The sequence below is a fragment of the Flavobacterium sp. XGLA_31 genome, from assembly GCF_051547105.1.
GTDB lineage: Bacteria > Bacteroidota > Bacteroidia > Flavobacteriales > Flavobacteriaceae > Flavobacterium.
Genome location: NZ_JBPTTM010000002.1, coordinates 445389 through 470849 on the forward strand (window position 1 = coordinate 445389; position 25461 = coordinate 470849).

Here is a 25461-nt window from a genome sequence, read left to right on the forward strand (position 1 = left end):
CAGTACCTTTCAGTAAAATAGCAGACATATGACTGAAATTGTGAAACTTCCTTTTTTTATCCGATTAGCCGCCATATTAGTTTGTCTGATGGGATTGTTTGTTATTGTTTACTTCGGACAGGATATCATTTTTCCGTTAATGTTATCATTACTTTTTGCCATCATCTTGCGTCCGGTCGTGGCCTTTTTAAATAAAAAACTGCGCTTTCCCTACTTTATTGCGGTGGTCTTTGCTATTACCTTGTTTGTATTAATTTTTTTAGGAATCTTCTATTTTATTTCACTCCAAGTTACCAATATGGCCAGCGATTGGGATAAAATAAAGGACAATTTATATTATCATTACGAACACCTCCAAAATCTGATTAAAGATAACTTTAATTTGAGTCGTAAAGAACAGAACGAAATTCTGGACAGTGCCAAAATAGACAGTATCAAAACCGGCAAGCAGATTGTAGGCAGTACATTGAGTTCGTTTACAGATGTGGTACTGAATCTGACACTCATTCCCATTTATACATTTTTGTTTTTGTTGTACCAAAATCTTTTTATCAATTTCTTAATCAAATTATACAAACCGGAACACCATCAGAAACTGCGCGAAATATTGGTGCAAATCAAAGTAGCTGTACAGAGTTATGTGGTAGGATTGCTGTTTGAAATGGTTGCAGTATCAGTGCTTACTACACTTGGACTTTATCTTATAGGAGTGCAGTATTTTATTTTATTGGGAATCATTACCGGAATCCTTAATATGATTCCTTACATCGGTATTTTATTTGCGGGTGCACTCACTATAGTGGTTTCACTCACCGGCTCTACCGATTTGTCTGTCATCATCGGAGTAATTATTGTAAATATCATTGTACAGTTTATTGACAACAATGTATTGGTACCGTTATTTGTCAATTCCAAAGTTCAAATCAATGCTCTAGTTTCCATAGTAGGAATCATCATTGGGAATGTCTTGGGAGGCATTACCGGTATGTTTTTAGCCATACCGATTATTGCTATTTTTAAAGTCATTTTTGATCGAATTGATGCATTAGAACCTTGGGGTTATGTGCTTGGTGATGATTTACCCAAAACTTTCGAATGGCACAAAATCAGAATTCCAAGTTATAATTACGACAATTCAACCTCCACAATCAATTTCAGTAACGAAATTCCGAAAAGTGAAGAATCTGAAAATTCAACAACCAATGACAGTACTGTTTAATTAATTCTAACACCATGAATTTCTTCTCTCATCTGACTAAAGAAGTAATTGCTACTCTGGTCCTTTTAATTCTGGTTATTTTCCTTCGAATTATTATTGCTAAGTTCATCAGGCGTTACGCCAAGCTCTCTTCCATCATGGAGCACCGAACCAATTTGGTCATCAAATACATTCACCTCCTGATTAACATCATGACATTGGTAGGAATAATTGTGATTTGGGGTGTACAAAAAAAGGACATCTTGTTAACCTTATCATCAGTAACTACCGTAGTGGGCGTTGCCATGTTTGCGCAATGGTCAATACTCAGCAATATCACTTCCGGTATTATATTGTTCTTCTTTTTTCCTTTCCGAATTGGTGACATCATAATTGTCCACGACAAAGACTTTCCCATTCAAGCTGAAATTGAAGATATTAAAGCCTTTCATGTTTACCTGAAAAATGACAAAGGAGAACGCATCACTTATCCTAATAATCTCTTGCTGCAAAAGGGAATTTCAATTATCAAACCGAGATTTGATGACACAGAATTTACTGATTAAATTCTAATTATATAATTTTTCCGGAAAATCATATAACACTGCAAGCCTGTTGACTGTGTAACTTTGACTTATACAAAAACAAAAATTATAGTAACCGATTGAACGTTGTATTAAATTAATATGGCTTTCAATCTAAAATTAGACATTATGAGAACAACAAAGTTAATTTTAATCGCAGCCCTTTTTTCGGTCTCATTGAGTGGTAAGGCACAAGTCTCGGTAAACGTTAACATCGGTACTCCTCCCGTTTGGGCTCCGGAAGCTCCGGTGGAAGTACATTATTATTACCTTCCTGACATCGAGGTCTATTATGATGTTCCCGGAAGAGCCTACATTTATTTCAGTAATGGCAGATGGTGTCGAGCTGCTGCGCTGCCGCCTCGTTACAGAGGATATGATTTATACCACGGACGAACTGTTTATTTGACTGATTACAGAGGAAACAGACCTTATGAATTATATCACGTTCACAAGGTAAAATACAAAGGGAACGGACATTGGAAAAGAAATGGTCATGACAACGGAAATCATAATGGTAATGGCAGAGGTAACGGCCACGGACACGGTAGAGGAAAAAAATAGAAGATTTCAATCATAGTAAAAAGCAAAGAGTAATTTCTTTGCTTTTTTTATTCGTTAAAAAACTTCGTAACACTCTTAAAGTCAACGTATTAATGTTAAAAAAATTCTTATCATTATGTTAAATTAATGCATTTCATCGACAAAATTGACAACTTAACTGATTAATAATAAATTCTTTGTATATATTTGTATCGAATTTATGTTGAGAATGCCGACAAATATTTTTGTTAATCCCAAATCTACAAAAACATGAAACCGACTAAAATCATTATCGCGCTGTTTATAGCATTGTTTACCAATGCTTTATTAGCTCAGCAAGCTTCTGTAAAAAAAGAGTCTTTACCTATTGACAAAAAGACCAACTGTTACATACGCTATTATTACTATCCTAATTTGGAAGCGTATTTTGACAATCTTAAAATGGTTTTTTATTATAAAGAAAAAGGAGAATGGACTTCTGCTCCTGAACTTCCGGAAAACTATGGCGGTTATTCATTGTATAACAAAGCTCATGTTGTCATCAACAATTTTGACGATGAAAATCCGATGCAGTTGCTTCCACTCCACAAAAAAAGCTACCCCTATAATTCAAAAGGACGATTCACCTATGCTACTATTGGTGGTACCGAATAAATTTTAAATTTTACAACTTGAAAAACTGCTTTAATAAAGTGGTTTTTTTTTGCCCTAATATTTCGTTAAAATCAAATTAAATAAAATCAAACTTTTTATTTAATCTGTATATTTGAAGCTATTGCACTTACAACGTAAATAACATGCAAAAAAGCTACTCTCTGTTTGCCTTCTTTTTATTTTTAATGAGCTTTAGTGGTAGGGCTCAACAACCGGCAAAACCAAATGCGGTGGAAATTTACCATCAGATTCAAAAATTGAATTTCTTGGGTTCAGTGCTCTATATTGCTGCTCACCCCGATGATGAAAACACTCGTTTAATTGCCTATTTATCAAATAACAGCAAAGCTCGTACTGGTTATTTATCGCTAACCCGAGGTGACGGAGGACAAAATCTGATTGGTTCGGAGTTGAGGGAATTATTAGGCGTTATCCGAACACAGGAATTAATTGAAGCCCGAAAAATTGATGGTGGAGAACAGTTTTTTTCCCGAGCGAATGACTTCGGTTTCTCTAAAAATCCGGAGGAAACTTTACAGATTTGGGACAAAAATCAGGTCTTAAGTGATGTCGTATGGGCCATCCGAAAATTCCAACCCGATGTAATTATTAACCGGTTTGACCATCGTTCTCCGGGAACTACTCACGGACATCACACTTCTTCTGCAATGCTGAGTGTTGAAGCTTTTGACAAGGTAAATGATCCCTCGGTATTTCCTAATCAATTATTATACGTAAAACCCTGGCAACCCAAACGCTTATTTTTCAATACCTCATGGTGGTTTTACGGCAGTAAAGAAAAATTTGATGCCGCCGATAAAACGAATCTGATTCCACTGCAAATAGGTACTTATTATTCAGACTTAGGCAAATCCAATCAGGAAATTGCCGCGCTCAGCCGTAGTCGCCATCAATCACAAGGATTTGGGTCTACAGGAACCCGAGGGGATGATATCGAATATTTAGAATTTTTAAAAGGAGAAACTCCGGCATCCAAAAATAATATTTTTGACGGTATAGATACCAGTTGGAATCGCATTGCAGGTGGAAAACCTATTGGGGATTTACTCTCAGGTGTGGAGAAAAATTTTGATTTTAAAAATCCTTCAGCTTCCCTGCCTGATTTAGTCAAAGCGTATGATTTGATTCAGAAACTAACAGATACACATTGGAGAGAGATTAAATCAGAAGAAATTAAAAAAATCATCAGTGCTTGTGCGGGATTGTATTTAGAAGCCGTTGCCGATGTACAGGAAGCCACGCCCGGAAGTACGATAAAGGTCAAATTAGAAGCCACTAACCGATGTAACGTGCCTATATCATGGAACGCAATAATAACAGTTCCCAATACCATGAATTCGATGGAGATTACACCTTTGCCTGATAACAAAGCAATAACCCGAACCATTGAATTAGTACTGCCTAATGACATTGAGTATACCAATCCCTACTGGTTGAATCAAACCGGAACTGTGGGCATGTATCGCGTAGACGACCAACAAAACATAGGGATTCCTGATGTGTTACGACAAGTGAGTGTGACTTTTATAATGGAGATCAATGGAGTCAGCATTCCTTTTCTTAAAAACGTAGTCTACAAATACAATGATGATGTGAAAGGTGAAGTATATCAACCCTTTGATATTGTTCCGGTGGCTACTTCTTCTATTGCAGAGAAAGTATACATATTTAACAATGACCGTAGCAAAACAGTAACAGTAAAAGTAAAAGCAGGGAAAGACAATATCACCGGAAATGTTAAACTGGAACTGCCGCAAGGCTGGGAAGTTATACCGTCTGAAATTCCATTCTCTATTGACAAAAAAGACCAGGAAGTTATGGCTGTGTTCAGCATCACACCGTCTCAAGAAGCCAGCGAAATAACCATTAAAAGCATCGTAACGATTGATGGTAAGATTTATGACAAAAATAAAACCGACATTAATTATCCGCATATTTATAAGCAAATGGTATTGAAACCTGCCGAAGCCCGGGGCATTCGCTTAAAAATTAAAACAAAGAACGAAAAAATCGCCTATATTATGGGTGCGGGCGATGAAGTCCCAAAGAGCCTGACTCAAATGGGCTACGAAGTAAGCCTCATCAAACCGGAGGAAATCACTCTTGAAAAATTAGCCGGCTTTGATGTTGTCATGACCGGAATCAGGGCCTATAACGTCGTAAACACATTAGCCTTTAAACAACATTTTTTATTGGATTTTGTCAAAAATGGTAAAACTCTGATTGTACAATACAATACCACCGATGATTTGGTAACCAAAGACATCGCTCCGTTTCCATTGAAAATATCACGAGACAGGGTAACCGAAGAGCAGGCTGAAGTCCGCTTTTTAAACCCAAAACACCCGGTTTTAAACTATCCAAACAAAATTACCGTTGAAGATTTTAAAGGTTGGAAACAGGAACAAGGTCTATATTATCCAAGCGAATGGGATTCAAACTTCTCTCCTATCCTTTCAGCCAATGATAAAGGAGAAACACCTAAAAACGGAGCTTTGCTCATCGCCAAATATGGTAAAGGGCATTATATTTATACCGGGCTGAGTTTTTTCAGGGAATTACCCGAAGGCGTTCCGGGGGCGTTCCGATTATTAGCCAACATGTTAGCAATAGGAAAATAGTATGGAAACAAAAAAATCGGTCTGGAAAAACAGCTATACTTGGGTACTCATTATGAATATCGTCTACATTATCATCTTTTTTATTTTAATGCAATTATTCTTTTAATATGCAACAACTGGACTGGATTGTTTTATCGGTAACCTTATTGTTTATTGTCATCTATGGAGTTCAAAAAACCAAAGGAAGTCAAAACGTAGAGGACTATATTTTGGCTAATAAAGAAACGCCTTGGTGGACGGTCGGTTTATCGGTAATGGCAACTCAGGCTAGTGCAATCACTTTCTTATCTACTCCAGGACAGGCGTATCACGACGGCATGGGATTTGTACAGTTTTATTTTGGTTTGCCTATAGCCATGGTGGTCATTTCCATCACATTTATACCTATCTATCACAAACTGAAAGTATTCACAGCCTATGAATATTTAGAAAAAAGGTTTGATTTAAAAACCCGTTCCTTTACCGCTGTTTTATTCCTCATACAAAGAGGACTCGGAACCGGATTAACCATCTATGCCCCGGCTATTATATTGTCTTCTATTTTAGGTTGGAATCTGACGTTACTGAATGTTATCATTGGAATTCTGGTAATCATTTACACCTTTGCAGGTGGGACTAAAGCGGTAAACGTAACCCAAAAACAACAGATGTTTATCATCATGAGCGGAATGTTCATCACCTTTTTCCTGATTTTACATTTGTTGCCTAATGACATGACTTTTTCCAATGCCTTGCATATAGCCGGTGCCAACGGGAAAATGAACATCCTGGATTTTTCTTTTGATCCGGAAAACCGTTATACCTTTTGGAGCGGAATTACCGGAGGGTTCTTCCTGATGCTCTCCTATTTTGGTACTGATCAATCACAGGTGGGCCGCTATCTTTCAGGAAAATCAGACAAAGAAAGTCAAATGGGACTTATCATGAACGGCTTCCTAAAAGTACCTATGCAGTTCTTCATCCTTTTGACCGGAGTAATGGTATTTGTATTTTTCCAATTCAACCCGGTGCCGCTGCATTTCAATCCAATAAATCAAAATAGTGTCGAAAAATCACAATACGCTGCAAAATACCATGTACTCGAAAAACAATTAGCCGAACTCTCCGAAGAAAAAAAGGAGTTCAATTTACTCTATATTGATCACTTAAATCAAAATTACGACAATCCCATCCTGAGAAAAAAACTGATTTCACTTTCCGGAAAAGAAAAAGATTTGCGTGATCAGGCCAAAGAAATCATCGAAAAAGTAGACGGAAAAGCCGAAACAAATGACAAAGATTATGTCTTCATCTATTTCATACTCCATTATCTCCCGTCAGGTTTGATAGGCCTTTTATTGGCAGTAATTTTCTCGGCCGCCATGTCTTCTTCTGCTTCGGGATTGACCGCTTTGGCATCCACCACCGCCATTGATATCTATAAACGTAATGTCAAAGGTGAAAAATCAGAAAAGCATTTTGTAAATGCCACCAAATATTTCACGTTACTTTGGGGCGTAATCGCTATTCTTTTCGCCTGTGTTGGAACCCTGTTTGAAAATTTAATTCAGTTAGTTAATATTGTGGGGTCTATTTTCTACGGAACCGTTTTAGGTGTATTTTTGGTCGGTTTTTATATCAAATATGTCAAAGCCAATGCCATCTTTTGCAGTGCGGTAATCAGCCAATTAACCATCTTTGTTATATATTATTATACCATTCATATTTACCCAACCGGACAGGAAAAACTGGGATACCTGTGGTTAAATTTCATTGGAGCTACATTAACAGTACTCTTATCGATGCTGTTGCAAATGTTTTTTACCACTAAAGAAAAAGCAATCGCATAAAAAAACCGCAAATCCATTAGAATTTGCGGTTGAATTAAATTAAGAATTTGGACGTTTATTTTTTACTCCATTCTTTAATGCTATCATTGTTCATTTTAGCATAATCATCATTTTTAGCCTTAATGGCTCCGGCCAAAGAAGCTTTAGCCGTTTCAATAGCCGCAGCTTTGTCTCCTAATTTAGCCTGAATTAATGATTTCGTACGCAATTGCCAAAATGGCACTTCTTCTCCGGCTTTAACCATAGCAACAGCCTTATTCACATATTCTAGTGCCTTGCTCATATCGCCGTTAGACTGATACAAGTATTGTCCGGCAGCAAAGTAATCACCGGCAGTAGGTCCCGCCAAAGTTTTTTCTATAGTTGCCATAGCAGTTTTTTGTGTAGGTACTTCAAACTTCAGGGATACCATGGTTTTCTCCCAAGCGATATCTAAAGTAGCACTATCATTAGTCAAATTATTGATGGAAATGGTAAATGATTCAACAGCATTTCCAAGTGTCATAGGATCTACATTCGTTGTATATGCCACTTTGTTTACGTTCCAATTCTCAGGAGTTCCCCAATTGTCGGTATCAGAATAAAAAATCACTTCCCACATATCGGCCTTGGGTGTTGTATACAAAGCATATTTACCTTTCTTTAAAGTCGTTCCTTTAATTACCACATCATCGCTGAAAGTAACTGTAGTATTAGCGTTGGCACCCGTTCTCCAAAGTTTCCCAAAAGGAACTAAATCACCAAAAACGACTCTGCCTTTAGCACTGGGTCTGGAATAATCTACGGTCACTTCGGTCAATCCAACCACTTGGGTCAATACTGAATGCGGACTGGCCTGTGGTGTTTTGACCTGAGCATGAAGCACAAAATTAGCAATCAACGTTGCTATCACAAAAATAATTTTTCTCATTGTTAAGGGTTTTTAGATGTTGACCAAATTTACAAATAGTATGAATTGACGGATGTTAAGAATAACTTAAATATATTTTGTTTAATCTTATATGAAAATTATTAAACATTTTTGTATTTTTACACTATGAAAATATACACATTACAGTTGAAGCAAAACCTCCCTATCAGTATTGAAACGGCATGGGAATTTCTGTCCGATCCAAAAAACTTAAAAGAGATCACGCCTGATTACATGGGTTTTAAAACCCTTTCTGGTGATGACAGGCCAATGTTTTCCGGTCAGATTATTGAGTACATAGTAACACCGGTTTGGGGAATCCCAGTCAAATGGGTAACAGAAATCACCCATGTAGTGGATAAAAAGCACTTTGTTGATGAACAGCGATTTGGTCCTTATGCATTTTGGCATCACAAACATTTTTTGAGAGCAATTCCCGGCGGTGTAGAAATGGAAGATATCGTTCATTATAAGATACCTATGGGACTTTTGGGTCAATGGCTACATCCTTTTTTGGTACAACCCAAACTCAAAGAAATCTTTGAGTATCGTCAAAAAAAACTAATAAAATTATTCGGAGAATTTAAAAGCTAACAAAATGAAAAACATACTTTTAATAGGGGGTTCTTATGGTATTGGTTTAGCACTTTCTCTTGAGTTACAAAAAGAAAATAATGTATTTGTAGCATCGAGATCAAATGAAAATTTAGCCGAATTAAAAGTCACTCACATCACGTTCGATGCTGTCTCAGGATCCTTAGATACTTCCTTGCTTCCATCTGTAATAGACGGCTTAGTATATTGCCCGGGAAGTATAAATCTGCGACCTTTCAAAGCTTTAAAAACGGAAGCGTTTGAAGCCGATATGCAGATTAATTTCTTCAGTTTAGTAAAAGTGATTCAAACAGTATTACCCAATTTGACTGCATCAGAGCAATCGAGTATTGTTTTGTTTAGCTCAGTAGCAGCCAGCATGGGAATGCCGTTTCATACCAGTGTGGCTTCAGCCAAAGGTGCCGTCGAAGGTTTTGCGAAAGCACTGGCAGCCGAATACGCACCGAAAATTCGCGTAAATGTGATTGCACCGTCCTTGACCGATACCCCACTGGCGGAAAAGTTTTTGAGCTCTGAAGAAAAAAGAGAAAAATCGGCACAGCGCCATCCGCTCAAACGAGTGGGAACAACAGAAGATGTAGCACAAATGGCCTCATTCTTGTTAAGTGATAAAAGCAGTTGGATATCCGGGCAGGTTTTCCATGTCGACGGGGGAATGTCTACTCTATTAGTGAATACATAATTCAAATAAAAATGAATGTATTTTGGTTTCGACGCGATTTGCGTTTAGAAGATAATGTGGGACTTTTTCACGCTTTACAAAGCGGCGAACCCGTATTGCCTGTGTTCATTTTTGACGAAACGATACTATCCCAATTATCAAAAGATGATGCTCGGGTTACTTTTATTAGTGAACAATTAGAGAAAATACAAAGTCGATTACAAGAGAACGGAAAATCATTGGCGGTATTCTATGGCAAACCTTTAGAGGTATTTGAAAAATTAATTACCACACACAATATTAAAACGGTATATACGAATCATGATTACGAACCGTATGCCCGAAAGCGGGATTTGGAGATGTATCATTTATTCAAAAAAAATAATATTGCCTTCAAAACCAGCAAAGACCAAGTTATATTTGAAAAAAGTGAAGTAGTCAAAGACGACGGAACACCTTATGTTGTCTATACCCCATATGCAAATAAATGGAAAGAGAATTTCAAGAAAACGCAAATAGCTGACTATGATTCAGAAAAATATATAGCTAATTTTTCTACCCACACCTATCCTTTTCTAAAGCTTAATGACATTGGATTTATTCCTTCAGAAATCAAGGTAATGTCGTATGACACCTCTGATTCACTGATAGAGAATTATGAGGCTACGCGCAATTTTCCGGCACTCAATAAAACATCGTTACTTGGAGTTCACCTACGTTTCGGCGCTGTTTCCATTCGTAAAATTGTGGCAAAAGCCTCTAAAAGTCGGAACGAAACTTTTTTAAAAGAACTAATCTGGCGCGAGTTTTTCATGCAGATTCTTTGGCATTTTCCGCATACTGTCAACAAAAGCTTCCGGCCAAAATACGATGCCATATCATGGGAAAACAATGAAGTACTGTTTCAAAAATGGTGTGAAGGGAAAACCGGCTATCCTTTTGTAGATGCCGGCATGCGCGAACTCAACGCCACCGGACACATGCACAATCGGGTGCGCATGATTGTCGCCAGTTTTTTGTGCAAACACTTACTCATTGACTGGCGCTGGGGAGAAGCTTACTTTGCCAATAAATTATTGGACTACGAACAAGCCAGCAATGTAGGAAATTGGCAGTGGGCAGCCGGAAGTGGTGTGGACGCCGCTCCCTATTTCAGAATATTCAATCCGACTGAGCAGATTAAAAAGTTTGACAAAGATTTAATCTACATCAAAAAATGGGTTCCTGAACTGCTTACAGCAGCTTATCCCAAACCGATAGTAGATCATAAAACAGCACGAGAAAAATGTTTGGTTGTTTACAAGCAGGCTGTTGGTTGATTCTTTTTTAGAATTCAGAGGTCGACTTTAAGAACCCTTGATGTTTACAATTTTATGGTAATTCAATTCATTAAAATGAGTGATTACTTGGTCTGCCAAAGAGTAATCTTGTAGTTTTGAATTTACACTGTCATAACCTATACAGTAAATCCCGGCAGCTTTGGCTGCTTTGATACCATTTGTACTATCTTCAATTACAAGGCAATTTTCCACAGGAGTTTGAGCCAAAAAAGCCGCTTGTTGGAATATCGCAGGATGCGGTTTCGACTCCGGAAAGTCCTCCCCCGATACTTTATAGCTAAAATACGGATGGAGTTGGAAGCGGGTAAAAATGCGGTCTATCGTTTCATTAGCCGAAGAAGAAGCCAGCACTAACTGCATTCCATTATCATACAACTCTTGTATTAAACCTTCCACGCCTTCCAATAGGAACAAATCTTCTTTATCATCAAAAGCTTGGTTAAAAAGACGGCGCTTACCTTCAACCAAAGTTTGTACTTCTTCTGACAAACCAAAATGTGCTTTAATAAAAGCATAAATATTTTTAGTAGAACTGCCGGTAAAAGAAGCATACATTTCAGGAGTTACGTTGATTCCCAACTGCTTGAAATGTTGTGCATAGGCGAAATGATGTACGGGTTCGGTATCAACAATAACACCATCCATATCGAAAATTACAGTTTGTATCACGTTAGCTGTTTTTGGAAAATTGAATTAGAAAGTAAAATAGAGGAACAAAAATGAGGCCCATAATCAATAACATAAACCAACCTCCCAGAGAATCTGCATGGCCATGGGCCGTCTCTATCGTTTTGAAATCGAGAGCTAAAAAAACGAGGGTAACAGAAAGCTTCATCACACGTAACATACGGGTAGAAAGAGTGTATTGAGTTAAGGCATTCGCTTCGGTAATAACCGTCATATAATTGAACTTGTGCGGATAACGGCTAAAAACAGTAAGCATAACAAACAAACCGGTGGCAATGAACAGCATAATAAACATGGTTTGTTTGACACCATAACCATCAACGGTTCCATCACCACTAAAGTGAGTAGGAATTATATCCGGTAAGTTACTGTACTGTTTCAGAGTGTAAATCCAAAAAAACAGTAAAAGTAAAATAGCCAGAACTTCAACAATCTTATCAGCTATACTGAGTTGCAATTGAATTCGAGGTCTTTCGGAGGGCTCCATTTATTTTTGCTTTTTCAACAAATGTTTTACAACAGTTTCTGCGGCATGAAGTCCGAAAAGACAAGGCATCCAACTGTTGGTACCATAGAATGACTTTTTGTAATTTTTCCCGTCGGTAGTTTTAATACTGCTCTCATCAGGTCTTTCATAAGAATACACCACTTTTATCCCTTTGGAAATCCCTTCTTTTTTAAGTCGTTTACGAATAACTTTCGCCAACGGACAATAATCGGTATGACGAATATCAGTCACTCGTACTTTAGAAGCCTCATATTTACCGCCGGCGCCCATATTGCTGATTACTTTAACATGTTTGCGTTTGGCGGCTATGATTAGATTGAGTTTAGGTGTTACACTGTCGATACAATCCAGTACATAATCGTATTCAGGAGTCACTAATTCATAGGCTCTTTCGGGCGAGAGAAATTCCTGCAACACCGTAAGGTTGAGTTCCGGATTAATATCCATCAGACGGGCAGCCATCAATTCTGCTTTAGGAAGTCCCACTGTAGAATGCAAAGCCGGTAACTGTCGGTTAATATTGGTTATATCAACTACATCTCCGTCTACTATGGTCATAGTACCAACACCGGCCCGAGCCAAAAACTCGGCAGCAAAAGAACCGACCCCTCCTAGTCCAACAACCAATACGTTGGCATTTTTCAAATTGTTTAATCCTTCGCTCTTAAATAAAAGCTCCGCTCTTTCCTGCCACTGCGCCATTATTAGATTCTTAAATAAATTAGATTTAGACTAAAAAATAAGCTGCAAAAGTAAACAAAAATCAGCAATGACCGCGCTAAGCATTTCTACATCATTTTTACACGATAGGGTTAAAAATTTTCGTCCAATTCTGCGCTACTCTGTCTTGTAAAGCATTCACGGTTATTCCCTTATAAAGAGCAGCTAATTCATAGACTTCCGTCAAAGCTTCTTCCAAGGTATCGGTTTCCAGAAAAAAGCGGTCGTCAGGAACAGACAGAAAAGCCGATTTAAGTTCCGGATTACGTAACAGGTATTTTCCAAAAGACAAATAGAAACCATTATCCAACAGTTGTCGGGCAACCTGCTCATTTTTGGAAAATCCGTGTAATATAATGGGAACCGTAATCTGAAACCTTTTTTTAATGGCTATAAGTTCATCATATGCCGCAACCAAATGCAGCACTAATGGTTTTTGAAATTCCTGAGCCAAAACAATTTGTTCTTCAAAAACCCGAGTCTGTAATGCCATAGGGACAGTAATTCTTTTGTCTAATCCACATTCACCCAATGCCAAACATTCGGGCAAGGCTAATTTTTCGGCTATGATTTTCAAATCAAGCTCCAAACGTACTTCATCAATATACCATGGATGAATCCCTATAGAATATTGGGGTATAGTAGCATCAAACTCCCACGGATATTGATTAACCAACTCTATCACATCTGGATTGCCGGTATACTTGTGCGTATGGAGATTGTAGTAAGACATTAGTCGTGAAACTTTTTCACCCCCGCCAAAATGGCAATATCCAAATCATTTTCCAAAGGCACTATCGGGCAGGAGTATTTGTGATTGTAGGCACAATACGGATTGTAAGCCATATTAAAATCAATGACCTCCGTATCGGATTGAGGAATATGCATATCTATATAACGCCCGCCGATGTAGCTTTCTTTCCCACAGGTCAAATCAGAAAAAGGAAGAAAAAGATAATCTGCATAGCCTTCTTTTTTAATTAACTCAATATTTTGATAAACATTGAGCTTGAATACTCTCCCTTCGAGGGTAAATTCCAGCTCGCCGTATTTAATGTATTTTGGAAGACGTGTGGTAGAGGTTTTCATCTCAAAAACCTTCTCATTTTGGGCTTTGGTAAATCTAGCCGTGACTATAAATTGCTCGGTAACCGGGTAAAAATGAAGCGCTTTAAAAGTTTTTAAATCCTCATCAGTCAAAGGGGATGTCGTTTTATCAGCAAACTCTTTATTCAATTCCTCTTGAAATTTAAAAGCCGCAGCGGTATCTTTTTTGTCTTGTGCCGAAGCCAAACAAAAAAACAGTAAGGCCCAAACGAGGTGTAGTTTTCTCATCGTTTTTTTTAACAAAAATACAAGAAAAAGCAACACACAGAGCCGTTTAGGTTTGTTACCTTTGCAGCAATCAATCATCAATCATGCTCACGACCGCTTTTCAACGTTATATCAACAACTTCCGAGGATTTTCAAGGGAGATTTGGATACTCACCATCATCACTTTTATCAATCGGGCCGGTACTATGGTACTGCCTTTCTTATCCAAATATTTACGGGAAGACCTGCATTTTACCTACAGTCAGGTGGGCTGGGTGATGCTGTGTTTTGGAATCGGTTCCCTCATCGGATCATGGTTGGGAGGAAAACTCTCTGATAAAATAGGTTTTTACCGCATCATGATTTTCAGTCTGCTGACCACGGGTATTCTTTTATTTTTAATCGAATTTGTAACCAGCTTTTACGGATTGTGCTTTGCAATGTTTGGATTGATGGTAATAGCCGATATGTTTCGCCCTGCAATGTTTGTTTCTCTTGGAGCCTATGCCAAACCCGAAAATCGAACAAGAGCACTGACTTTGGTTCGATTGGCTGTAAATTTGGGGTTTGCCGCCGGACCGGCCTTGGGCGGTTTAATTATTATGGGCATAGGGTACCGCGGTTTGTTTTGGGCTGACGGTGCCACCTGTATTCTAGCTATTCTTATTTTTTGGATGAAGGTAAAAGAAAAAAAACAAAGCCCTCTACCCCATCAGGAACATATGGCAGACGGGAAGCCGGTCTCGGTATTTAAAGACAAGCCTTTCTGGATTTTCCAGGTGACCTGCTTGGTGACCGGTATTCTTTTCTTTCAGGTATTTACCGCTATTCCACTCTACCAGGGAGAGCATTTCCATCTCACCGAATTCCAAACAGGATTGTTACTGACCATGAATGGCTTGCTGATTTTCTTCTTGGAAATGCCCATTGTCAGTTTTGTAGAACGTAAAGGCATCAGCAAAGTTAAGCTAACTTACACCGGCTGTTTCCTCATGGCGGTCAGTCTCTTTTTGATGCTGGTGACCGGCTGGGCAGGCATACTGATTGTGATGATGATTTTTATGACCTTCGGAGAAATGTTTTCATTTCCGTTTTCAAACTCGGTTACGCTGAGCCGCGCACCTAAGGGACACGTGGGACGATACATGGCCATTTATACCATGAGTTTCAGTGTAGCCCACATGATCAGTTCTAAAGTGGGAATGCAAATCATTCAGGATTTTGGATATAATGCCAATTGGTTGGTAATGGGCTGTCTCGGACTTGTCGGTACGGGCTTTGGTATTTGGGCATTTCGTTTGATTCAAAACGAAAACAAGTTACTTTAAAACCGTAAAGCAACCTCATAGTCCTCGTTAAATTCCTTAAAAAATAGTTAAATAACTATAAATATAGTTTGTCAACTAAAAATATAGTTGTAAGTTTGATTTCAAATAAATCAATCATGCAAAAATTAACGAACAAGGAAGAAGAAATCATGCAAATCTTGTGGAAGCTTAAAAAAGCTTTCGTCAAAGAAGTACTGGCTGAAATAACTGAAGACCAGCCACACTACAACACCCTTTCCACCATTATCCGCAATCTGGAAGAAAAAGGATTTGTATCACACCATGCCTTTGGCAACACGCATCAGTACTTCCCTATTGTAAAAATGGAAGATTACAGAAAGCGTTTTATGAGCACGGCCATTGATAATTATTTCAATAGTTCCTATAAAAATCTGGTTTCCTTTTTTGCCGAAGAAGATAAAATATCGGCTGAGGAATTAAGAGAAATACTGGCCATCATCGAAAATAAAAAGTAAGATGGAAATCGTTTTTATATACCTTTTAAAAGCCAGCGGACTGATAGCCATGTTCTATTTGGCATATCATTTTTTAGTCCGAAAGGAAACCTTTTTTGATGGCAATCGTTGGTTTCTCTTATCCGGGTTGTTTACAGCAGCGCTGTTACCTCTATTTTTTATCACCAAAATTGTCTTGGTGGAAAAACCTAAAATCTCTATGGAGCAATTGGTGGCCTACTCCCAATCCGTTCCTACATCATACAAAACAGAGCCTGTTGTGGAAGCATTCGATTGGATGCAATTCATTTGGTTTGGTTATCTGCTGATTGTTTGTGTACTAGCGATCAAAATTGTGCTTAATTTAACTTCGCTGTATCGAATGCTGCACAACAAGCCTGTTTTTAAAAGAAACGGTTACACTTTGGTTGATTTGGAAGACAACATTTCGCCGTTTTCCTTCTTTGGTTATATAGTGTACAACTCCGATTTTTATTCCGACAGTGAGTTACAAAGTATTTTGCTACATGAAGAAATCCACAGCCGTGAAAAACATTCTTTTGATATACTGGTAGCCAAATTGTTCTGTGTGGTATTTTGGTTTAACCCTTTTGTGTGGCTTTACAAGAAAGCCATAGCGCAAAACCTGGAATACATTGCCGATCAAAAAGCCATAGCTCAACTTGATGACAGACAGGCTTATCAAAGAGCTTTACTTAAAGTAGTTTCTCATCAAAACTGCTTATCCATTACCAATCATTTTTATCAATCATTAATCAAAAAACGAATCGTTATGTTAAACACTCATCAATCTCAAAAAAGAAACTCATGGAAATACGCTCTCGTTATTCCTGCCTTGGTTGGCTTTGTATTGTTGTTTCAAATTAAAGTTATTGCCCAAGAAAAAGAAGAGGACGCTTTTGTAAAGGCATTTGCCAAAGGATTTCATAACGGAGACGAAGTTCGCGTCAAAATTGACAAAAACTCCTCCGATGAACAATTAAAAAGAGAAGCCGAACGCCTCAAAAAAGATCACGGTGTTACACTGAAAGTATCGAAAGTAAAAAGAAACACCTCAGGAGAAATTACCGGAATTAAAGTAGAATACAAAGACAAAAACGGACACAAAGGGGTAAATCAGGTAAATGGTGACGAGCCTATCGCGCCTATTCACTTCTACAAAAATGACCAAGCTATCGGTTTTGGTCATCCTAAAAATCCGCAAATTTTTGTCAATGCCGGTTTTGCACATCCTGAAGCCGTAAAAGGATTTGTTTACCACAATAATGAGGACAGTATCCCCGAAATCAACGAAGACATTGATGTCAATGTAGAAATTCCGGAGAACATCATAGGCCTTGAGAATGCGGACAAAAACATCATCATCAACGGAAAAGACAAAAAGCCATTAATTGTTATCAATGGAAAAGTAATTTCCGATAACGGCGAAATTGATAAAATTATGAAAGACGGCAACTTTAATTTTTCCTTCAATGATGACGAAGACGGAGAACGACCTAAAATTATCATTAACGGGAAAGAAATTATGAAAATAGCCGATGAGGGGATAGCCAATGTGCAACTGCAAATCAAACGCCTGAATCCGCAAATCAGAGCCGAAGTCAGACGAGGCATGCAACAAGCTCGTGCCGAAATGGACAGAGCCAGAGCTGAAATGAGAAGAAACAAGCCGGAAATGGATCGGGCACAAACTGAAGCGGAACGCTCCCGACCTGAGATGGAAAAAGCCAAAGCGGAAATGCTCAAAGCCAAAGAAGAAATGATTCAGGCCAAAGAGGAAATGCTCAAAGCCAAAGCAGAATTGGACAAAGCCAAAGCCGATATGAAACAGAAAAGAAAAAAATAGTTAAAAAAGTGTCAAACCCTTTTTGCGAAAAAGACAAACATTTTAAGTTTGTTACTGATTTAAAAGACTTTAACAACCACTTTAAATTTTAAAGGTATGAAACGAAAATTGTTTTATTTGTTGGTGATGATTCCGTTACTGCCGCTGACTATTTTGGGGCAAGGAAAAAAATCACACCCTTTACAGGATAAAATGCCAAGTGATGATATTTACATGACTTGGAACAAAAACACTCCGGAGCAGGAGATGAAAGACGATGTAAAAGCCTTAGCCGATCATGGAGTAATCATTACGTATTCGAATGTAAAACGAAATGATAAAGGCGAAATTACCGGTATTCGTTTGGAATACAGTGATGCCAACGGCAACAAAGGAGCCATGGAATGCGATAATAAAAAACCTATCAATACCATCCGTTTTTTCAAACAAGGAGATGAACTCGGTTTCGGAGAACCGGCAGGTGCTGATTTTATGATGGGCAATAGTTTTGGCAATGACAATTTTATGAAGCAATTCCAATTCAATGATGACAATGGCGGATTGCCGGGTCAATCATTCAGTTATCAATTTCCAAACGGAAATGCATTCGGGCAATCGAGTTCTAAAATTATTATTAAAAAAGACGGCAAGAAACCCTTAGTATTGGAAAACGGAAACGTTATAGAAGGCGGAGACGATTATTCGGCTGAAGAATTGGAAGAAATAAAAAAGAACAACAAAGTAGAATCTTTCAGCGGTGACGATATGCCCGGATTCAATTTCAATCAAAACGGCAGCTTTGGAGATTTGGCTGAGCAAATGAGAAAAATGCAGGAACAAATGAATCAATTGATGGCCAGAGAACCTATGGCTCCAATGGCTCCTTTGGCTCCCAAAGCACCGAAAGCAAAATCCAAAAGGAACTCTCCTCCGATTGACGATACCACTAAAGAAGAATTAGAGCAGGCAAAAAAAGAAATGCAGGATGCCAAAAAAGAAATGGAAGAAGCCAAGAAAGAATTGGAAAAAGCCAGATCAAGCATTAAAATGCAAAAAGCATAATACAAAAAGACCACTATTTCAGTGGTCTTTTTTATTTTTACAAAAACAAAGAAACGATGTTTAAACTCTTAGCGAAACTCAATCACTTGATTTTACCGAGTTTTACGAAACAACAATTGGATTTGGCCAAAGCCAAAAAATGGCAAATGGCAATCATCGCTTGGCGCTATTATGTTACCTGCAGAGCTTTGGATTGATATGGTTTAGGCACATGCTCAGCCAAATGATCACAAAAAAAGCCCATACTTTCGTATGAGCTTTTATTTTTTAGTGACCTCGACTGGATTCAAACCAGTAACCTTCTGAGCCGTAATCAGATGCGCTATTCAGTTGCGCCACGAGGCCTTTTTGTGGGTGCAAATATAGACATATTTGATAAACCTGCAAATCAAAATTGATTTAAAACCTAAAAAAATAATCAAAAAAGATACTATAACAGCCTGTATTTTCTTAAAGTACTGTGCGACAAAGCTTCTTGTTGCAATTCAAAAGACAGCACAATGCAAGCTCGGGCAGTTTGAACCAAAATGTTGTTCACGCTTACACTCAATTATGTAATTTTTTTTGCAACAAAATATTTTGTCTCCTCTTTGATAGAAAATCCATTGCTTTTGCCTTAGCTTTGAAACCTCAATCATCCGTTACTATGAGTTCTGATTATTTACTTGACCGCGAGTTTAAAGACATTCACTTTGAAGAAACAGCAATCAAATACAAAGAGTATGAAGGTTGTACTTTCATCAATTGTGATTTCACCCAATGTACCTTTCAGAGTGTTTCCTTTGTAGACTGTAATTTCTTTGACTGTAATTTTAGGGAAACCAAAATCAATTATGTTTCACTTCGTGGCGTACAGTTTACGAACTGTGATTTTACTGCAGTAAATTTTGCGATGACTGATCAGGTGATTTATGAATTTCACTTTAAAGACTGTTTGTTGGATTATGCACAATTCTATGCATTAAAACTCAGAAAAATGCAATTCATCAATTGTAGCATGATCGCCGTAGATTTTATGGGAAGCGATTTAACCGAAGCTTTTTTTGACAATTGCAACCTGCGCAGAGCGGTCTTTATTGATACCGTTGCCAACAAAGCAGATTTTTATACCAGCTATGATTATACTATAGATCCCGAGAAAAATAAATTGAAGAAAGCCATCTTCTCTAAGGAAGGGCTGAAAGGACTTTTGGAAAAATACCAAATTGTTGTGAAATAGTTTTATAAAAAAAAAGGATGTTGAAATCAACATCCTTTTTTATACTATATAAAAATGATTACTAATTAGTCCATTCAGTTACCTCACCATTAGCATCTGTCCAAGTTCCTCCTGTTGCAGTCCAAACAATAGTATCTGTTAAAGCTAAAGGATTACCTGAGTAAATATGAATATCACCTGCATAATTTGCGTAAGTATTCATCACATAGTGATAATCCATATCTCCCATGTCAAATGTCATGTCAAAGTGGTAACCTCCTTGGTTATTGGTATTCCAATCAAAACTTACATTGTAGTTACCTCCGTTAGGATCTCCTAAAACAGCTGTATTGATGGTATAATCCCAAGAACCTGCAGTTCCATCCATGTATTCCCAACCGGCAACGCTGAAACATTGTTGACCTTGACCATTAGTACCTACAAAGCTAAAATCGTATTGTGTACCATCATCTCCGTAAGAGTAAGTTATAGTATATCCACCTGAAGTATACGTTCCGGTATTAGAACTTGTTTTTCCGTTAGGATTATGCATATAAGCAGCCGGCATAGCCATGAAGCCACTCATTTGTGACAACATTGCGTAGGCCCCTGGTGCTGAATCTTGCATTCCGGCCGGAGCAATCTTAGATAAGTCAATCGTTGACACCTTAGGGGTAAACGTTTGTTGGCTGCTGCTGTCGTCTTTACTACAGCTTACCATAGCGATAGTCAAGCATAAAACTGATAATCTGATAAATAATTTTTTCATAATGGGTTTAAAGGTTTAGTGTTAAAGTGACAAATAAATAATATTTTTTTTAAGAAATCAAAAAAATATTAAGTTTTTTTAACATTAAAACATGTATACGCTAATAACTTAAGCGTTCAGGAAATGATTTTCCCGTCTTGCATAGTGATGATACGATGGGTTCGGGCCGCAAAATCATTGTCATGGGTTACAATCAGCAGAGTTTGGTTGTGTTCTTGCGTAAGTTGACTGAAAATATCAAAAACCAAGTCACTGTTTTTCTTGTCCAAATTTCCGGTCGGTTCATCTCCCATAATAATCAACGGGTTATTAATCAAAGCCCGGGCAATGGCCACACGCTGCTTCTGCCCGCCACTGAGTTGGTTGGGCGTTTTGAGCGCCTGATCCTGCATATCAAGGGTTTGAAGGTGTTTCATGGCATTGTACTCCACTTCTTCTTCAGATAATTTATTGAGTTTCAGACCGGGCAACATGACATTTTTCAACACATTGTATTCAGACAAAAGATAGTGAAACTGAAATACAAAGCCAATACTTTCATTTCTGATTTGGGCTAAAGCTGCATCTGATTTTCCGGTTATCAGTTCCTCATGCATATACAGTTCACCTTCATAATCGGTATCCATTGTAGAAAGCAAATACAACAGCGTCGACTTACCGCAACCCGACTTGCCGACTATCGACACAAACTCCCCATGGTTGATGGTCATATCAATGCCTTTCAAAACCTGAAACTTTATCGGATCGTAAAAGTATTTGGTCAAACCTCTGGCTTCTAAAACGGTATTGCTCATGTTATTTTCCTCTAATAATTTCCACCGGATCTATTCTACTGGCTTTCAACGCCGGAAACAAACCGGCAATAAACGTGGTAATTAATGCAAAAGTTATCCCGATGATATAAAACATCGGATTATAATTGATAGGATACGTTTTGATAGTAGGCAACGCTGCAGTATTGAAAGGAACCACATCAATAATGCTAGAAAAAATATAGCCAAACAACAATCCCAAAATACCACCCGCTATACCTATGAACATAGATAACGAAATAAAAATCCACTTCACATCATTGCCTGAAAATCCGGTGGCTTTGAGAATCGCAATACTGTCCATTTTTTCAAAAATCATCATGTTCAGGATATTGTAAATCCCAAAACCGGCTACAATCAGCAACACTATCCCTACGGCATACGAAATAATACTTCGAATAGTACTTCCGGTTTCAAATTGTGAATTGGTCGTTTGGTAGTCTATGGTGTCCAAATCATATTTTACGGCAAATTCTTTGGCCAAAGCCGGAGCCGTAGTAATATCAAAAGTTTTCACCTGAATATCCGTTATGTAATTGGTAGGTTCGCCCAACAATTTTTGTGCCGTAACCAAAGAGGTATAGCTCATTACATCATCTATGTCTGAAATTCCAACTTGTGAAATCCCAACAATTTTTAAAGAAGCTAAATTACCTTTGGAAGTGGTGACTTTGATAATATCTCCCTTTTTCAGCAACATTTTATCGGCTAATCCTTTTCCGATAATAATGCTGTTGTTCTCCAACAAATCGGGCACCTGACCTTCAATGATGTATTCGCTGATTTTGAATAGTTTTTCTTCTGCCAACACATCAATACCGTTAATGACCCCCGAAATTTCAATGGTCCCTGAATTGAAAAATACCGGTGCAGTGATTTTCGGTGCCACATCAACAATCCGTTTGTCTTGTTTTAAATCGTGTATAATCGATTTACAGTTGTAAATCGCTTTACCTCTGTCTTTTGGTTTTACAGAAGCAATAAAATTGGTATTGCTTTTATATTTTTCAGAATACGATATAGGTTGATTTTCAGAAGGTTTTATCTCATTATATAAACGAACATGTGGTGTTCGATTAAGCATCAATCCGTCGAGCAAATCGTTCATTCCGTTCATAAAACTCACCAAGGTGATAAACATGGCAATACCAAAAGTAACGCCAACGCCGGCCACAACAGTCTGCTTCAATCGGGCACGCAGTAAGTGCAATGCTATGTTAATGATGAGTTTAAAATTCATTATTTCGGCTTGTAGATGGTTTCTTCTGCTGTCAATCCGTCTAAAATTTCAACGTGTTGGTAATCACTCAACCCAATCTTTACTTTGCGCTTTTCATCGCCATTCACCAACACATATTGGTTCTCAATCAGGTAATTTCTGGGAATGGTGAGTGCTTCTTTTTTGGTTCTGACAATAATATTGGCCTCAGCCGTCAAATTTGGATACAGTTTTTCGGGAGTATTGGTGAAATGTGCTTCAATCTTAAAAGTACGGGAACGCACATCCATAATGGGGTAAATTTTATCAACAGTAGCTTCAAAAGCTTGGTCCTTGTAGCTGTCCATGGTAACGATTAGTTTTTGTCCCAATTGCACGCGAACCATATCATTTTCATCTACATCCAATTCCAGTAAATAAGAATTCTTTTTTCCTATAATCGCTAAAGGAGTTTGGGGTGTAATCAGTGTCCCTTCTTTCACCAGCACATCAAACAGCTCGCCCGAAAAAGCGCTTTTTATATTAAAGTCGCCTTGTGATTTCTCACTGATTTTCAAATTATTCCGATTGCGGTTTTGCTCATTTTGCAATTGTGTTTTCAACTGCGACAACTGTCTTAAGGCAGCTTCATAATTGGATTTGGAATTTTTATAGGCCAATTCCACCCGCTCATACTCCACTTCCGAAATCACATTGTATTGCTTGATGTTTTTGTTTCTGAAATACACCGATTGGTCTAAAGCAAGTTTGTCTTTTGCCGCCTGAACCTTTGTTTCCATTTCAGCAATTTTATCTTGGGTATAACGGTTGTTCTCCAGACTTAATTGGTAGGCCAAACGGGCGTTTTCCGTATTCAATGCGGCTTTATCACTTTCGATTTCAAAAAGTGACTGCCCTTCAACTATCGTTTGACCGACCGTAACATTGATTTTTTGCAGTACACCGTTCACCGTGGAATATACCGTATATTGATTTTCAGATTTTACGACCCCTGAAGCATAGACGCTCTCGGTAATACTGCCTTTGGTGGGTTGGATTTCACCATTGTCTTTTCTGGAACAGGAAAAAATAAAGAGGATAGAAACAAAAGAGAGAACTTTGAGCAATTTCATTAAACTTTGGTTTTTATGAATTTTGTCTTTCAAATGTACAACAATTGATTCAATCAAAATCTAACATTTGTCATAAAAAAAACCTTCAAAAGCGAACTCCTGAAGGCTTAATTTTATTGTTCTGAAAAGATTTAGAAAACAAAAATAGCTCGCTCACTCATCATTTCATTTACTTCCTCAGCCACTTCTTCTAAAATAGCCTCATCAGTGTGGTTTAGGATTACTTTATCAATCAAAGCCACTATCGTTTCCATATCACTTTCTACCAAACCACGGGTAGTAATAGCCGGTGTTCCCACACGAATTCCTGACGTTACAAACGGTGATTTATCATCAAAAGGCACCATGTTTTTATTTACGGTGATTTCCGCTTTTACCAAAGCATTCTCAGCTTCTTTTCCGGAAATGTTTTTGTTTCTTAAATCAATCAACATCATATGATTGTCAGTTCCGCCTGAAATAATGTTGTAACCTCTTTTGACAAAGGCTTCTGCCATCGCTTTGGCATTTTTTTGCACCTGCATGGCATACGTAAAGAACTCATCGGACAAGGCTTCTCCAAAAGCTACTGCTTTTGCGGCAATAATATGCTCTAATGGACCTCCTTGATTACCCGGAAATACCGACATATCTAATACATGTGACATCATTCTGATTTCACCTTTTGGTGTAGTCAAGCCCCAAGGGTTTTCAAAATCTTTGCCCATCATAATCATCCCGCCACGAGGGCCGCGTAAAGTCTTGTGGGTCGTGGTCGTTACGATATGACAATACGGAATCGGGTCATTCATCAAGCCTTTGGCAATCAGCCCGGCAGGATGCGAAATATCGGCTAATAGTAGTGCTCCGACGCTGTCCGCGATTTCACGGAAACGTTTAAAGTCCATATCTCTGGAATAAGCCGAAGCCCCCGCGATAATCATTTTTGGTTGCTCTTTAGTGGCAATTTCCTGAATTTTATCATAGTTCAAAACGCCGGTTTCCTGATCTACACCATAAAAAACGGGATGGTACAATTTTCCGGAAAAATTCACCGGGGAACCATGAGTTAAGTGTCCACCGTGAGACAAATCAAATCCTAAGATTTTATCTCCGGGTTTCAAACAAGCCGCATAAACTGCCGTGTTGGCCTGAGAACCCGAATGTGGTTGTACGTTTACATATTCAGCACCAAATAAAACTTTGGCACGGTCAATGGCAATTTGTTCAATAACATCTACTACTTCACAGCCACCGTAATATCGTTTTCCCGGATAACCTTCAGCATACTTATTAGTCAATACCGAACCGGCCGCTTCCATCACCTGATCACTCACAAAGTTCTCAGAGGCAATAAGTTCGATTCCGTGGATTTGTCTGTCTTGTTCTTCCAGAATAAGGTCAAAAATTTGTTCGTCGCGTTGCATTTTAAATTATTTCGTTAAATTGAGTCCAAAATTACAAAAATGGTTTGTT

General features: G+C 38.1%; 26 protein-coding genes and 1 tRNA gene. 15 read left to right on the top strand and 12 right to left on the bottom strand.

Going from position 1 to position 25461, the window contains the following annotated elements:
- The first annotated feature begins 28 nt into the window (after positions 1-28).
- From ACSVH6_RS06055 to ACSVH6_RS06080, 6 genes are all read left to right on the top strand, one after another.
- Positions 29-1219 (top strand): AI-2E family transporter, encoded by a 1191-nt coding sequence (locus ACSVH6_RS06055; protein WP_438076562.1) that lies wholly within the window; start codon positions 29-31, stop codon positions 1217-1219.
- 14 nt (positions 1220-1233) lie between these two features.
- On the top strand, positions 1234-1764 hold the full coding sequence (locus ACSVH6_RS06060) for a mechanosensitive ion channel domain-containing protein (RefSeq protein WP_438076564.1): 531 nt from the start codon (positions 1234-1236) through the stop codon (positions 1762-1764).
- 147 nt (positions 1765-1911) lie between these two features.
- Positions 1912-2346, top strand: a complete 435-nt coding sequence (locus ACSVH6_RS06065; protein ID WP_438076566.1) for a hypothetical protein — start codon at positions 1912-1914, stop codon at positions 2344-2346.
- Between the two features lie 249 nt (positions 2347-2595).
- Positions 2596-2979, top strand: a complete 384-nt coding sequence (locus ACSVH6_RS06070; protein WP_438076568.1) for a hypothetical protein — start codon at positions 2596-2598, stop codon at positions 2977-2979.
- A 143-nt stretch (positions 2980-3122) separates the two neighbouring features.
- On the top strand, positions 3123-5621 hold the full coding sequence (locus ACSVH6_RS06075; RefSeq protein WP_438076570.1) for a PIG-L family deacetylase: 2499 nt from the start codon (positions 3123-3125) through the stop codon (positions 5619-5621).
- Positions 5622-5728: 107 nt separating this feature from the next.
- Positions 5729-7450 (top strand): sodium:solute symporter, encoded by a 1722-nt coding sequence (locus ACSVH6_RS06080; protein WP_438076572.1) that lies wholly within the window; start codon positions 5729-5731, stop codon positions 7448-7450.
- A 55-nt stretch (positions 7451-7505) separates the two neighbouring features.
- On the opposite strand, the gene ACSVH6_RS06085 is transcribed toward ACSVH6_RS06080, so the two are convergent.
- Positions 7506-8360, bottom strand: coding sequence for a DUF2911 domain-containing protein (locus tag ACSVH6_RS06085; protein WP_438076574.1), 855 nt, complete (start codon positions 8358-8360; stop codon positions 7506-7508).
- 126 nt (positions 8361-8486) lie between these two features.
- Here ACSVH6_RS06085 and ACSVH6_RS06090 point away from each other — a divergent pair, with 126 nt between their 5' ends.
- From ACSVH6_RS06090 to ACSVH6_RS06100, 3 genes are read left to right on the top strand one after another with little or no spacing between them, the layout of a single operon-like run.
- Complete coding sequence (locus tag ACSVH6_RS06090) at positions 8487-8954, top strand: SRPBCC family protein (protein WP_438076576.1); 468 nt, start codon at positions 8487-8489, stop codon at positions 8952-8954.
- Positions 8955-8958: 4 nt separating this feature from the next.
- Positions 8959-9657, top strand: coding sequence for an SDR family NAD(P)-dependent oxidoreductase (locus ACSVH6_RS06095; RefSeq protein ID WP_438076578.1), 699 nt, complete (start codon positions 8959-8961; stop codon positions 9655-9657).
- A gap of 11 nt (positions 9658-9668) precedes the next feature.
- The gene (locus tag ACSVH6_RS06100) at positions 9669-10955 is read left to right on the top strand and encodes a cryptochrome/photolyase family protein (protein ID WP_438076579.1); all 1287 of its coding nucleotides are present in this window, start codon (positions 9669-9671) and stop codon (positions 10953-10955) included.
- Between the two features lie 27 nt (positions 10956-10982).
- Here ACSVH6_RS06100 and ACSVH6_RS06105 read toward each other — a convergent pair whose 3' ends face one another.
- From ACSVH6_RS06105 to ACSVH6_RS06125, 5 genes are all read right to left on the bottom strand, one after another.
- Positions 10983-11645 carry an HAD family hydrolase gene (locus tag ACSVH6_RS06105; RefSeq protein WP_438076581.1) on the bottom strand — a complete coding sequence of 221 codons (663 nt, stop codon included), beginning with the start codon at positions 11643-11645 and terminating at the stop codon, positions 10983-10985.
- Position 11646: 1 nt separating this feature from the next.
- On the bottom strand, positions 11647-12150 hold the full coding sequence (locus ACSVH6_RS06110; RefSeq protein ID WP_438076583.1) for a DUF1648 domain-containing protein: 504 nt from the start codon (positions 12148-12150) through the stop codon (positions 11647-11649).
- Complete coding sequence (locus tag ACSVH6_RS06115) at positions 12151-12873, bottom strand: tRNA threonylcarbamoyladenosine dehydratase (protein ID WP_438076585.1); 723 nt, start codon at positions 12871-12873, stop codon at positions 12151-12153. It abuts the gene before it with no gap.
- A gap of 97 nt (positions 12874-12970) precedes the next feature.
- Complete coding sequence (locus ACSVH6_RS06120) at positions 12971-13624, bottom strand: TatD family hydrolase (RefSeq protein ID WP_438076587.1); 654 nt, start codon at positions 13622-13624, stop codon at positions 12971-12973.
- Positions 13624-14226 (bottom strand): DUF1684 domain-containing protein, encoded by a 603-nt coding sequence (locus ACSVH6_RS06125; RefSeq protein ID WP_438076588.1) that lies wholly within the window; start codon positions 14224-14226, stop codon positions 13624-13626. The genes ACSVH6_RS06120 and ACSVH6_RS06125 overlap by 1 nt, the downstream gene beginning before the upstream one ends.
- A gap of 83 nt (positions 14227-14309) precedes the next feature.
- Here ACSVH6_RS06125 and ACSVH6_RS06130 point away from each other — a divergent pair, with 83 nt between their 5' ends.
- The 5 genes from ACSVH6_RS06130 (at position 14310) to ACSVH6_RS06150 (ending at position 19093) form a co-directional block, all read left to right on the top strand.
- Complete coding sequence (locus ACSVH6_RS06130; protein WP_438076590.1) at positions 14310-15533, top strand: MDR family MFS transporter; 1224 nt, start codon at positions 14310-14312, stop codon at positions 15531-15533.
- Between the two features lie 116 nt (positions 15534-15649).
- Positions 15650-16009 carry a BlaI/MecI/CopY family transcriptional regulator gene (locus tag ACSVH6_RS06135; RefSeq protein ID WP_438076592.1) on the top strand — a complete coding sequence of 120 codons (360 nt, stop codon included), beginning with the start codon at positions 15650-15652 and terminating at the stop codon, positions 16007-16009.
- 1 nt (position 16010) lies between these two features.
- Entirely contained in the window at positions 16011-17855 is a 1845-nt protein-coding gene (locus tag ACSVH6_RS06140) for a M56 family metallopeptidase (RefSeq protein WP_438076594.1), read from the top strand.
- Positions 17856-17951: 96 nt separating this feature from the next.
- A complete protein-coding gene (locus tag ACSVH6_RS06145) occupies positions 17952-18896 on the top strand; it encodes a hypothetical protein (protein ID WP_438076596.1) in 945 nt (314 codons plus the stop codon).
- Between the two features lie 56 nt (positions 18897-18952).
- The gene (locus ACSVH6_RS06150) at positions 18953-19093 is read left to right on the top strand and encodes an SsrA-binding protein (RefSeq protein ID WP_438076598.1); all 141 of its coding nucleotides are present in this window, start codon (positions 18953-18955) and stop codon (positions 19091-19093) included.
- A 74-nt stretch (positions 19094-19167) separates the two neighbouring features.
- On the opposite strand, the gene ACSVH6_RS06155 is transcribed toward ACSVH6_RS06150, so the two are convergent.
- Positions 19168-19241, bottom strand: a tRNA-Arg gene (locus ACSVH6_RS06155).
- Between the two features lie 301 nt (positions 19242-19542).
- On the opposite strand from ACSVH6_RS06155, the gene ACSVH6_RS06160 reads away from it, so the two are divergent.
- Entirely contained in the window at positions 19543-20115 is a 573-nt protein-coding gene (locus tag ACSVH6_RS06160; RefSeq protein WP_438076600.1) for a pentapeptide repeat-containing protein, read from the top strand.
- 61 nt (positions 20116-20176) lie between these two features.
- Here ACSVH6_RS06160 and ACSVH6_RS06165 read toward each other — a convergent pair whose 3' ends face one another.
- The 5 genes from ACSVH6_RS06165 to glyA all read right to left on the bottom strand — a co-directional run bounded on the left by ACSVH6_RS06165 (position 20177) and on the right by glyA (position 25412).
- Positions 20177-20863, bottom strand: coding sequence for a hypothetical protein (locus ACSVH6_RS06165; RefSeq protein WP_438076602.1), 687 nt, complete (start codon positions 20861-20863; stop codon positions 20177-20179).
- 116 nt (positions 20864-20979) lie between these two features.
- Entirely contained in the window at positions 20980-21657 is a 678-nt protein-coding gene (locus ACSVH6_RS06170; RefSeq protein ID WP_438076604.1) for an ABC transporter ATP-binding protein, read from the bottom strand.
- A gap of 1 nt (position 21658) precedes the next feature.
- Positions 21659-22915, bottom strand: coding sequence for an ABC transporter permease (locus tag ACSVH6_RS06175; protein WP_438076606.1), 1257 nt, complete (start codon positions 22913-22915; stop codon positions 21659-21661).
- Positions 22915-24006, bottom strand: a complete 1092-nt coding sequence (locus tag ACSVH6_RS06180; RefSeq protein WP_438076608.1) for an efflux RND transporter periplasmic adaptor subunit — start codon at positions 24004-24006, stop codon at positions 22915-22917. Before ACSVH6_RS06180 ends, ACSVH6_RS06175 begins: the two co-directional genes overlap by 1 nt.
- Before the next feature lie 131 nt (positions 24007-24137).
- Positions 24138-25412, bottom strand: coding sequence for a serine hydroxymethyltransferase (gene glyA, locus ACSVH6_RS06185; RefSeq protein ID WP_438076610.1), 1275 nt, complete (start codon positions 25410-25412; stop codon positions 24138-24140).
- Between the last annotated feature and the right edge of the window lie 49 nt (positions 25413-25461).